This window comes from Kitasatospora sp. NPDC005856, from assembly GCF_040629945.1.
In the GTDB taxonomy this organism is placed as follows: Bacteria; Actinomycetota; Actinomycetes; order Streptomycetales; family Streptomycetaceae; genus Kitasatospora.
On record NZ_JBEXWT010000154.1, the window covers coordinates 1 to 11,198 of the forward strand.

The window sequence follows — 11,198 nt, forward strand, 5'->3', positions numbered from 1 at the left end:
GGCGGGGGGGGGGGGGGGCGGGGGGGGGGGGGGGGGGGGGGGGGGGGGGGGGGGGGGGGGGGGGGGCCCCCCCCCCCCCGCCCCCGCGCTCAGCGCCCGTTCAGCCATCCGGCGAGCTTGCCGCCCTTGTCCACGGCCCGCAGCCGCCGCTCCGCCGCCTCGCCGACCTCGTCGGTGGTGACCACCAGCAGTTCGTCCCCGCCGCGCAGCACCGTCGCCTTGTCCGGCACGAAGGAGTTCCCCTCCCGCACGACCAGGGTGACGGCCGCCCCCTTGGGCAGCCGCAGCTCGCTGACCTCCACGCCCGACATCTTCGAGGCGGGGGAGAGCGCGACCGACAGCAGGTGCCCGTGCAGCTTCTCCAGCGGGGCGGACTCGATGCCCAGGTCCTGGCCCATGTCGCCCTCGTCGATCCGCAGCCGCTTGGCCACCCACGGCAGGGTCGGCCCCTGGAGCAGGGTGAAGACGACGACCAGGATGAAGACGATGTTGAAGACGTCCTCGGCCCGGTGGGCGCCGGTCACCACCGGGATGGTGGCCAGCACGATGGGCACCGCCCCGCGCAGCCCGGCCCAGCTCAGCAGCGCCTGCTCGCGGGCCGGCACCTTGAACGGGGTGAGCGAGACCATCACCGACAGCGGCCGCGCCAGGAACACCAGCACGGCGCCGATCACCAGCGCGGGCACCACCGCGTCGCCCATGGTCTCGGGCGTGACGAGCAGTCCGAGCAGGACGAACATGCCGATCTGCCCGATCCACGCCAGTCCGTCGGCGAAGCCCCGGACGGCCGGACCGTGCGGCAGCTTGGAGTTCCCGAGGATCACCGCGCAGATGTAGACGGCGAGGAAGCCGGAGCCGTGCAGCAGCGCGCCGCCGGCGTACGCGAGCACGGTGAGCGCCATCACGGCGATCGGGTAGAGGCCCGAGGAGGGCAGCGCGACGTGCTTGAGCCCGTAGGCGCCGATCTTCCCGACGGCCAGGCCTATCACCGCACCGATCGCCAGCTCGGCGACGATCGTGCCGATCAGGACGTACCAGGAGTCCAGCTCCCCGGTGGTGGCGAAGGCGACCACCAGGATGACCACGGGGGCGTCGTTGAAGCCGGACTCGGCCTCCAGCAGGCCGGTGAGCCGGTGCGGCAGCGGGACCATCCGCAGCACCGAGAAGACGGCGGCCGCGTCGGTCGAGGAGACGATGGCGCCCAGCAGCAGCGAGGTGCGCCAGTCCAGGCCGACCAGCCAGTGCGCGCCGGCGGCGGTGGCGAAGACGCTGACGCCGACGCCGACGGTGGCGAGCACGGTCGCGGCCGGCATCACCGGCTTGATCTCCCGCCAGCTGGTCTTGATGCCGCCCTCGGCGAGGATCACCACGAGTGCCGCGTAGCCGAGCACCTGGGTGAGCTCGGCGTTGTTGAACGTGACGCCGATCCCGTTCTGGCCCAGCGCCACGCCGATCCCCAGATAGATCAGCAGGCTGGGCAGCCCTGATCGGGTCGAGAGGCGTACGGCACCCACCGCGAACAGCAGGATCACGGAGGACTCGAGCAGGAGCTGGTTCAGATGGGAGACGTTCACGCAGGGGCACCTCGGGCAGGCAGGGGCGGACGGGGTGTCTGGTGGTGCTGGGGATCGGGCTGTGGGATCGCTGCAGGAACGATCCGTTAAGAAGTCGTCAATACTCCTCTTGCGGATCGTTACGCAGTCTAACATTTTGCCATATCTTTAGCTTGGTCCCCCGTTCACGGTGCCCGGCCGACTCGGCCTAATGTGGTGCCCTGTCACGGCCGCAGGCCCTGGACACGCCCGCCCGCCCCGAAGTCAGGACCGCAAGGACCCAGATGCCCCGCTCGAAGAAGTTCCGGCGCGCCCGTCTGATCGTGATCGTGCTGGTCGTGCTGCTGGTGGCCGGTGTCGGCTACGGCGGCTACCGCGGGGTCTCCGCGGTCCGCGCCTCCTTCCCGGAGGTCGACGGCAGCGTCAAGGTGGCGGGCCTGAGCGCGCCCGTCGACGTCAAGCGGGACGCCAACGGCATCCCGCAGCTGTACGCCGACACCGACGAGGACCTGTTCCGCGCCCAGGGCTACGTCCAGGCGCAGGACCGCTTCTGGGAGATGGACGTCCGCCGGCACATCACCGCCGGCCGGCTCTCCGAGATGTTCGGCGACAGCCAGGTCGACACCGACGCGTTCATCCGCACCATGGGCTGGCGGCAGGTGGCGCAGAAGGAGTTCGACACCAAGCTGTCGCCGGAGACCAAGAAGCACCTCCAGGCCTACGCGGACGGCGTGAACGCCTGGCTCGCCGAGCACCCCGGCGGCGCGAAGGCCTCGCTGGAGTACAGCCTGCTCGGCGTCGTCAACAGCGGCTACCAGCCCGAGCAGTGGTCCCCGGTCGACTCGGTGGCCTGGCTCAAGGCGATGGCCTGGAACCTCTCCGGGAACCTCCAGGAGGAGATCGACCGCTCGCTGCTGGCCCAGGACTTCGGCCCGGACAAGATCGCCGAGCTGTACCCGGACTACCCGTACGCCCGCAACGGCACCATCGTGAAGACCGGCGCCGTGAACGGCGACAACTACCGCCCCGCCGACGGCTCCCCGCAGTCCGGCGCGGCCGCCGCGACGACCGCCACCGCCCAGGGCGCGGCGACCACCAAGGCGATGCTGCAGGGCCTGACCGACCGGATCGACTCGATGCCGCAGCTGCTGGGCCGCCCCGGCCAGGGCATCGGTTCCAACTCCTGGGTGGTCGCCGGCTCGCACACCACCACCGGCAAGCCGCTGCTGGCCAACGACCCGCACCTCGGCCCCGGCCTGCCCTCGGTCTGGTACCAGATGGGCCTGCACTGCCGGACCAGCTCCCCGGCCTGCCAGTACGACGTCTCCGGCTTCACCTTCGCGGGGATGCCCGGCGTGATCATCGGCCACAACAAGGACATCGCCTGGGGCTTCACCAACCTCGGCGCCGACGTCACCGACCTCTTCCTGGAGAAGGTCACCGGCCCGGAGACCTACCAGGTGGACGGCAAGGACGTGAAGTTCGACCTCCGCAAGGAGACCATCAAGGTCGCCGGCGGGGAGGACCGCACCATCACCGTCCGTACCACCCAGACCGGCGCCCCGCTGATCTCCGACCAGAGCAGCGAGCAGCAGAACGTCGGCAAGTACGCCCCCAACGGCCCCTCCGCCCCCGACCGCGGCACCGGCGGCTACGGCGTCGCCCTGCAGTGGACGGCGCTCAGCCCCGGCAAGACCATGGACGCCGTCTTCGAGCTGGACAAGGCGAAGAACTGGGACGAGTTCCGCGCCGCCGCCAAGGACTTCACCGTCCCCGCGCAGAACCTGATCTACGCCGACGCCAAGAACATCGGCTACCAGGCCCCGGGCGCCATCCCGGTCCGCGGCAAGGGCGACGGCACCCTCCCCTCGCTGGGCTGGGACTCCGCGTACCAGTGGAAGGACCCGATCCCCTTCACCGCGCTGCCCTGGAGCCTCAACCCCTCGGCCGGCTACATCGTCACCGCCAACCAGGCCGTGGTGGACCCGAGCTACAAGTACAACCTGACCAAGGACTGGGAGTACGGCACCCGCGCCAAGGAGATCACCGACCAGATCGAGGGCCTGCTCAAGAACAACGGCAAGATCTCGCCGGACGACATGCAGACCCTCCAGCTGGACAACACCAGCGTGATGGCCAAGACGCTCGTCCCGCTGCTGCTCAAGCAGCCGATCAGCGACCCGTACGTGCGCGAGGCCCAGGACCTGCTGAAGGACTGGAACTTCCACCAGGACGCCGACTCGGCGGCCGCCGCCTACTACAACGGCGTCTGGCGCCAGCTGCTGATCCTGGCCTTCGGCCAGAAGTTCCCGGCCGACCTGCGGGCCAAGGACAACTGCCTGCTGGTCCGCCAGCAGGACGACCCGACCAAGCCGGACAGCTCCACCAAGATCGTCACCGAGTGCGGCACCCGCGAGCCGGGCAAGGCCCAGCCGGACGGCGGCGACCGCTGGACCGAGGTGGTGCGCCAGCAGCTGGAGAAGCCCGACAGCTCGTGGTGGACGTACATCGACGACCAGCACAAGGAGCAGAAGGGCCTGGACAACCTGCTCCAGGAGGCGATGAAGAACGCCCGCCAGGAGCTGACCTCGCTGCTCAGCAAGGACGTCTCCACCTGGAGCTGGGGCCGTCTGCACAAGCTGGAGCTGCGCGAGCAGACCCTCGGCACCGACAACTCCTCGATCGCCTCCGGCGCGGTGCACAAGCTGCTCAACCGCGGCCCGTACCGGCTCTCCGGCGGCTCGGCGGCGGTCGACGCGGCCGGCTGGAACGCGGCGGCCGGGTACCAGGTGGACTGGATCCCGTCGATGCGCATGGTGGTCGACCTGAACGACCTCGACTCCTCGCGCTGGATCAACGTCGGCGGCGCCTCCGGCCACGCCTTCCACGACAACTACAACGACCAGACCGACCTCTGGCTCAAGGGCAAGCTGCTGACCTGGTCCTACTCGCCGGACGCGGTCGAGAAGGCCACCAAGCACAAGCTGGTGCTCACCACCGGCTGACGCCCGTACCGTCCGGCCGCCGGAGGCCCCGTTCCCCGAGGGAGCGGGGCCTCCGCCGTTCCCGCCTCCCCGGCCGACCTCCGGCGGCCGGTGGCGGCCGGGGAGGACGCACCGCCGCCGTCCTCAGCCCAGCCTGCGCACGCCCGAGGGCAGCACCGCCAGGTCCACCGGCCGGTCGTGCGGCTCGGCCGGCACCCGCTCCAGCAGCTCGTGCTCGTACAGCAGCACCGCCAGCACCGGCCGTGCGCCCGCCCGCTCCAGCCGGGCCAGCACCCGGTCGTAGCTGCCGCCGCCCCGGCCCAGCCGCAGCCCGGAGCGGTCCACCGCCAGGCCCGGCAGCAGCACCACCGCGGCCTCCGTCACCGCCCGCGGCCCCAGCCGCGGGCCGACCGGCTCCAGCAGCCCGCGGCCGGCCGGGGCCAGCGCGTCGGGCCCCGCGTACTCCGCCCAGTCCAGGTCGTTGTCCGCCAGCAGCACCGGCAGCAGCACCCGCACCCCGCGCGCCCGCAGCGCGTCCAGCAGCGGCCGGGTGCCGGGCTCGGCGCCCACCGAGACGTACGCGGCCACCGTGGCGCCCGCGGCGGCCAGTTCCCCGGCGTGCGCCGCCAGCGCGCCGGCCGCGCTCGCGCGCTCCTCGGCGGCCAGGTCGCGCCGCCGCGTCAACAGCCGTGTCCTCAGGTCGCCCTTCTCGTTGGGCATCCGATCCTCGTTCATCCGATCCTCCTGGCCTGCGCACCCTCGACGCGCAGAGCCTGACACGCGAAGGGGCGCCCCCCATTGACCACCCCGCTGCTGGTCCAGGCCCTGGCCGCACTGAGCGTCCCCGCACTGGCCGGCGCCACCGCCCTCGGACTGCGCGGACGGCGGGAGAGGGCCGGGGCCGCCGCCGGGGCGCGGCGGCTGCGCGGGCGGATCGCCGAACTGGAGGAGCGCTGCGCCGAACTGGAGCGCACCGCCTCCTGCGACCCGCTCACCGGCGTGTGGAACTACCGCCACCTCCAGCTCACCCTGGACCGGGAGATCGAACGCGCCCGCCGCGCCGAGCACACCGAGCAGGCCGACGGACCGCGCCCGCTCGCCGTGCTGATGCTGGCCATCACCGGCTTCGAGGCGGTCGTCGCCGAGCACGGCCGGGCCCGGGCGGGCGCGGTGCTGCGCGACCTCGCCCAGCGGCTCGCGATGGAGATCCGCCGGGCCGACACCCTCGGCCGCTACGGCGGCGAGGAGTTCCTGGTGGTGCTGCCGGACACCGGCGCCGAGGGCGCCGCGCAGGTCGCCGAGCGGCTGGTCTGGTCGGTCCGCCGGCACCTGCTGCTGGACTGGTCCTCCGGCCCGCGCGAGTCCCGCCCCGCCGCCGGCAACGGCCTGACCGCCGCCGCCGGCATCGCCGTGCTGCCCGAGGACGGCACCCACGCGGCCGTCCTGCTGCGCGCCGCCGACACGGCGCTCGCCGCGGCCCGGGCGGCCGGCGGGGACTGCTGGCGGCTCGCCTCCCGGCACCCCGGGGCCGAAGGTTCCCACACCGACCGCCCTCGCACCGACCGCTCCGAACAGGCCACTTGCCCGTCCGATCGCGGACCGGATGCCGAGCGTGACCGTTCGGAAAAGGCGGGTAGTGTGTCGGCCTGTGTCGGCCGGGACCCCCTCGCCCAGCCGGTCGCGACCCATACGCCAGCCACCGTGGCCGGGCCCCGCGACGTGCTGTCCTAGCCGTCCGCCTGTGCCCGGCCGGGCGAAAACGTGCCTGAGTAAGGTAAACGCATGACGACGAGCAACTCCCGAGTTCCGGTGACCAAGGCCGTGGTACCCGCGGCCGGACTGGGCACCCGCTTCCTCCCGGCGACCAAGGCCACCCCGAAGGAGATGCTCCCGGTCGTCGACAAGCCGGCGATCCAGTACGTCGTCGAGGAGGCCTCCGCCGCGGGCCTGTCCGACATACTGATGGTCACCGGCCGCAACAAGCGCGCCCTGGAGGACCACTTCGACCGCGCCTACGAGCTGGAGGAGCTGCTGGTCCGCAAGGGCGACGAGCAGCGCCTGGCCCGGGTCCGCGAGTCCGTCGAGCTGGCCAACATGCACTACGTCCGCCAGGGCGACCCGAAGGGCCTCGGCCACGCCGTCTCGGTCGCCGAGCAGCACGTCGCCGGACAGCCGTTCGCCGTCCTGCTCGGCGACGACCTGATCGACCCGCGCGACCCGCTGCTCTCCCGGATGATCGAGGTGCAGCAGCGGCTCGGCGGCTCGGTCGTCGCGCTGATGGAGGTCGACCCCTCCCAGATCCACCTCTACGGCTGCGCCGCCGTCAAGGCGGACGGCTTCGACGAGGACGTCTTCCAGGTGACCGACCTGGTCGAGAAGCCCGAGCCCGGCGAGGCCCCGTCCAACTACGCCGTGATCGGCCGCTACGTGCTCGACCCGCTGGTCTTCGACGTGCTGCGGGAGACCCCGCCCGGCCGCGGCGGCGAGATCCAGCTGACCGACGCCCTGCGCGAGCTGACCAACCGTGAGGCCGAGGAGGGCGGCCAGGTGCACGGCGTGCTCTTCAAGGGCCGCCGCTACGACACCGGCGACCGCGCCGACTACCTGCGCGCCATCGTCCGACTGGCCGCCGAACGCGAGGACCTCGGCCCGGAGTTCCGGTCCTGGCTGCGGGAGTTCGTCGGCTCCGAGATGCAGGACTGACGCAGGACCGACCACGACAGAGAGCGAGCCGCCGATGACCGGGTCCACCGAGCACAGCACCACGCCCAGCGCCTGCTGCGACGCCGGAGCGGGCCCGGCCCCGGCGGCCCCCCGCCTCTGGACGGTGGACGAGCACCTGGCCGACGTGCTGGCCGCGGTCGGCCCGCTGCCCGCGATCGAACTCCAGCTGCTCGACGCCCAGGGCTGCCGGCTCGACGAGGACGTGATCGCCGACGGCGACCTGCCGCCCTTCGACAACAGCTCGATGGACGGCTACGCCGTCCGCACCGCCGACACCGAGGGCGCCACCGACGCCTACCCGTCGGTGCTCTCGGTGGTCGGAGACATCGCCGCCGGCGCCGGCGAGCTGCCCAGGGTCGGCCCCGGCCAGGCCGCCCGGATCATGACCGGCGCCCCGCTGCCGCCCGGCGCCCTGGCCGTCGCCCCGGTGGAATGGACCGACGGCGGCACCGGCACCGGAGTGGCCGCCGCCGCGATGACGGCGCCCGTGCCGGACGAGGAGGTCCGGGTGCTGCGCCCGGTCGCCGAGGGCGCCCACATCCGCCGCCGCGGCAGCGACGTCCCGGCCGGAACCCGGGTGCTGGAGGCCGGCACCCGGCTCGGCCCCGCCCAGCTCGGTCTGCTCGCCGCGATCGGCCGGCCCACCGTGAAGGTCCGCCCGCGCCCCCGGGTCGTGGTGCTGTCCACCGGCAGCGAGCTGGTCCAGCCCGGCGAGCCGGTCGGCCCCGGGCAGATCGCCGACTCCAACAGCTTCGCCCTCACCGCGGCCGCCCAGGAGGCCGGCGCCATCGCCTACCGGGTCGGCGCCGTCCCGGACGAGGCCGCGCGGCTGCGCGCCGTCCTGGAGGACCAGCTCGGGCGGGCCGACCTGATCGTCACCAGCGGCGGGGTCAGCGTCGGCGCGTACGACGTGGTCAAGGAGGTCTTCGAGTCCTACGGGGGCGTCGACTTCCGGCGGCTGCGGATGCAGCCGGGCAAGCCGCAGGGCTTCGGCCGGATCGGCGGCGCGGCCGGGGTGCCGCTGCTCGCCCTGCCCGGCAACCCGGTGAGCGCCTACATCTCCTTCGAGCTCTTCGTCCGCCCGGTCATCCGCACCATGCTCGGCGCCGCCGACGTGCACCGCCCGGTCGTCCGCGCGCTCTGCCCGGCGGCGCTGCGCTCGCCGGCCGGCCGCCGGCAGTTCCTGCGCGGCCGCTACTCGGCGGTGGACGGCACGGTCGAGCCGGTGGGCGGCGCCGGGTCGCACCTGGTCGGCGCGCTGGCCCGGGCGAACTGCCTGATCACCGTTCCCGAGGACATCACCGCACTGCCGGCCGGCAGCGAGGTGGACGTGGTGTTGCTGGACTCCTGATCGGCTCCCCGGACCGGGGAACGGTACGGTAGCGCGGTATTCGACCTGCGCGCCTCTGGAGTTACCCGTGACGACACCTCCCCCCGGCGACCGCCTCACCCACGTCGACGACCAGGGCACGGCCCGGATGGTCGACGTCTCCGAGAAGGCCACCACCGCGCGCACCGCGGTGGCGGCCGGCCGGGTGCGGGTCTCCCCGCGGGTGGTCGAGCTGCTGCGCGGCGAGGGCGTGCCCAAGGGCGACGCCCTCGCGGTGGCCCGGATCGCCGGGATCATGGGCGCCAAGAGGACCCCGGACCTGATCCCGCTCTGCCACCCGATCGCGGTCTCCGGCGTCAAGGTCGACCTCGCCGTCGCGGACGACGCGGTGGAGATCACCGCCACCGTGAAGACCGCCGACCGCACCGGCGTCGAGATGGAGGCGCTGACCGCCGTCGCGGTGGCCGGGCTGACCGTCGTCGACATGGTCAAGGCGGTGGACAAGGGTGCCACGATCGAGTCCGTCCGGGTGCTGAGCAAGACCGGCGGCAAGAGCGGCGACTGGTTCGCCCCGGAGGTGGGCGCGTGACGCCCCCGGCCGGCGGGGCGCCCGCCGGGAGGGCGCTGGCCGTCACGGTGTCCAACCGGGCCGCGGCCGGGGTCTACGCGGACAGGGGCGGACCGCTGCTGGTGGCCGGCCTGACCGCGATGGGCTTCACCGCCGACGGCCCCCGGGTCGTCCCGGACGGCGAGCCGGTGGAGGCCGTCCTGCGCGAGGCCGTCGCGGCCGGCTACGACGTGGTGCTGACCACCGGCGGCACCGGCATCTCGCCGATGGACCTCACCCCCGAGATGACCGCCCGGGTGATCGACCGCCAGGTCCCCGGCATCGCCGAGGCCATCCGTGCGTACGGCCGGGAGAAGGTGCCCACCTCGGCGCTCTCCCGGGGGCTGGCCGGGCTCGCCGGACGTACCCTGATCGTCAACCTGCCGGGCTCGACCGGTGGCGTCAAGGACGGCCTGGCCGTCCTGGAGCCGCTGCTCGCCCACGCCGTCGACCAGCTCGGCGGCGGGGACCACCCCCGGTCCGACGCCCCGGCAACCGGGGCTCCAGCATCCAGGAGCGGGCACTGAACGCCGGCTGGCCGGTAGAACTCCACGAGGGGGACGTCGTGCTGCGCCCGATCCGGGCGCGCGACCAGCGCGAGTGGCAGGAGGTGAGCCGCCGCAACCGGGACTGGCTGCGCCGCTGGGAGGCCACCGTGCCGCCCGGCCCGGCGGGCCAGGTGGCCGGCCCCCGGCCGACGTACCGGCAGATGGTCCGCTTCCTGCGCGGCGAGGCCTCGGCCGGCCGGATGCTGCCCTTCGTCGTGCTCCACAAGGGCCGACTGGTCGGCCAGTTGACCGTCGGCGGGATCACCTGGGGATCGATGTGCTCGGCGAACATCGGCTACTGGGTGGACGAGGGGGTGGCCGGCCGGGGCATCATCCCGACCGCCGTGGCGCTCTCGGTGAACCACTGCTTCCGCACGCTGGGCCTGCACCGGATCGAGGTCTGCATCCGCCCGGAGAACGGCCCGAGCCGGCGCGTGGTGGAAAAGCTCGGCTTCCGCTCGGAGGGAATCCGTCCGCGCTATCTCCACATCGACGGCGACTGGCGCGACCACCTCGTGTACGCGCTGACCGCCGAGGAGGTCCCGGAGGGGATGCTGGAGCGCTGGCGGACGCTCAGGTCCGGGCGAGGGGCCAGTAATTGAATACATGTTCGAACGAAATATCGATATGGCATCGGCGGGGCACCGGACCCCCACAAATAGCGGCAAAATAGTCGGAGAATCAGCTTGATCACACGACACGCCGTGCCAAATTGCTGCCAGGCCTTCCCCGGCGCCCGTACGGTGTGAATCGTGAGCAGTAGCGGCCTTATCTACGCCGTCATCGTAGGGGCCTGGGCCGCCTATCTGGTGCCGATGTGGCTCCGCAGGCAGGACGAACTCAACGAGGCGCGCCCGACGGAACGCTTCAGCACCGCCATCCGCCTGCTGGCCGGGCGTTCGGCGCTGGAGCGGCGGGCAGCCCGGGCCCTGGGCGACGAACCGCGTGACGGCGAACAGAGCAACGACGGTCCTCCCGAACGGGACGAGACCGCCTCCGGCGACCCCGCGCGGGAGCCAGAACCCCCGGCGCAACGCCCGGCCGAACGGCCGACCCCGGAACCGGGGGTCGGAACCGAACGCCGGGCGCGGTTGCTGGCCCGCCGGCGCCGGATGGTCACCGTCCTCTTCCTCTCCTTCGCGCTCGGCGCGGTGGTCGCCGCGGTGGCCGGACTGGCCTTCCTGTGGGTCCCGGCGGTTCCGGCGGTCCTCCTCACCGTGTACATCGGCCACCTGCGCAAGCTGGAGCGCGAGCGGTACGAGGTGAAGCTGGACCGGGTCCGGGCCGCCCAGGCGGCCGAGCGGCTGCGCAAGCGCGAGCAGCAGCGGGCCGCGGCCCCGGCACCGGGCGCCGCCCCGGCCGAGGCCCCCGCCGCGGAGCCCGCCCCGGCCGCGCCCCCCCCGGGCCGGGGCGCGCGCCCGGCGCCCCCGGGGGGGGGGGGGGCCCCCGGGC

9 protein-coding genes and 1 pseudogene are annotated in these 11,198 nt (G+C 73.4%); 8 read left to right on the plus strand and 2 right to left on the minus strand.

Annotated features, from left to right (window positions below):
* Nucleotides 1-89: 89 nt before the first annotated feature.
* Entirely contained in the window at nucleotides 90-1,574 is a 1,485-nt protein-coding gene (locus tag ABZ449_RS40660; RefSeq protein ID WP_360356814.1) for a potassium/proton antiporter, read from the minus strand.
* 263 nt (nucleotides 1,575-1,837) lie between these two features.
* Here ABZ449_RS40660 and ABZ449_RS40665 point away from each other — a divergent pair, with 263 nt between their 5' ends.
* Nucleotides 1,838-4,558 carry a penicillin acylase family protein gene (locus ABZ449_RS40665; protein ID WP_360356817.1) on the plus strand — a complete coding sequence of 907 codons (2,721 nt, stop codon included), beginning with the start codon at nucleotides 1,838-1,840 and terminating at the stop codon, nucleotides 4,556-4,558.
* A gap of 123 nt (nucleotides 4,559-4,681) precedes the next feature.
* On the opposite strand, the gene ABZ449_RS40670 is transcribed toward ABZ449_RS40665, so the two are convergent.
* Complete coding sequence (locus tag ABZ449_RS40670) at nucleotides 4,682-5,272, minus strand: 5-formyltetrahydrofolate cyclo-ligase (RefSeq protein WP_360356818.1); 591 nt, start codon at nucleotides 5,270-5,272, stop codon at nucleotides 4,682-4,684.
* Nucleotides 5,273-5,335: 63 nt separating this feature from the next.
* Here ABZ449_RS40670 and ABZ449_RS40675 point away from each other — a divergent pair, with 63 nt between their 5' ends.
* The 7 genes and pseudogenes from ABZ449_RS40675 to ABZ449_RS40705 all read left to right on the plus strand — a co-directional run.
* Nucleotides 5,336-6,268, plus strand: coding sequence for a GGDEF domain-containing protein (locus ABZ449_RS40675; protein ID WP_360356821.1), 933 nt, complete (start codon nucleotides 5,336-5,338; stop codon nucleotides 6,266-6,268).
* Nucleotides 6,269-6,319: 51 nt separating this feature from the next.
* Nucleotides 6,320-7,240, plus strand: coding sequence for a UTP--glucose-1-phosphate uridylyltransferase GalU (gene galU / locus ABZ449_RS40680; protein WP_360356823.1), 921 nt, complete (start codon nucleotides 6,320-6,322; stop codon nucleotides 7,238-7,240).
* A gap of 34 nt (nucleotides 7,241-7,274) precedes the next feature.
* Nucleotides 7,275-8,612, plus strand: coding sequence for a gephyrin-like molybdotransferase Glp (gene glp, locus ABZ449_RS40685; protein ID WP_360356826.1), 1,338 nt, complete (start codon nucleotides 7,275-7,277; stop codon nucleotides 8,610-8,612).
* Nucleotides 8,613-8,679: 67 nt separating this feature from the next.
* A complete protein-coding gene (gene moaC, locus ABZ449_RS40690) occupies nucleotides 8,680-9,180 on the plus strand; it encodes a cyclic pyranopterin monophosphate synthase MoaC (protein WP_360356828.1) in 501 nt (166 codons plus the stop codon).
* Nucleotides 9,177-9,725: a MogA/MoaB family molybdenum cofactor biosynthesis protein gene (locus ABZ449_RS40695; protein WP_360356831.1), complete on the plus strand. Its 549-nt coding sequence runs from the start codon at nucleotides 9,177-9,179 to the stop codon at nucleotides 9,723-9,725. The genes moaC and ABZ449_RS40695 overlap by 4 nt, the downstream gene beginning before the upstream one ends.
* Nucleotides 9,722-10,348: a GNAT family protein gene (locus ABZ449_RS40700; protein ID WP_360356833.1), complete on the plus strand. Its 627-nt coding sequence runs from the start codon at nucleotides 9,722-9,724 to the stop codon at nucleotides 10,346-10,348. The genes ABZ449_RS40695 and ABZ449_RS40700 overlap by 4 nt, the downstream gene beginning before the upstream one ends.
* Nucleotides 10,349-10,498: 150 nt before the next feature.
* A pseudogene (locus ABZ449_RS40705) lies at nucleotides 10,499-11,198 on the plus strand (hypothetical protein); the annotation flags it as partial.

Excerpts from the sequence above, each read along its gene's own strand:
- ABZ449_RS40665 (WP_360356817.1), top strand. The coding sequence starts at position 1,838 with ATGCCCCGCTCGAAGAAGTTCCGGCGCGCCCGTCTGATCGTGATCGTG.
- ABZ449_RS40670 (WP_360356818.1), bottom strand. The coding sequence starts at position 5,272 with ATGAACGAGGATCGGATGCCCAACGAGAAGGGCGACCTGAGGACACGG.
- galU (WP_360356823.1), top strand. The coding sequence starts at position 6,320 with ATGACGACGAGCAACTCCCGAGTTCCGGTGACCAAGGCCGTGGTACCC.
- glp (WP_360356826.1), top strand. The coding sequence starts at position 7,275 with ATGACCGGGTCCACCGAGCACAGCACCACGCCCAGCGCCTGCTGCGAC.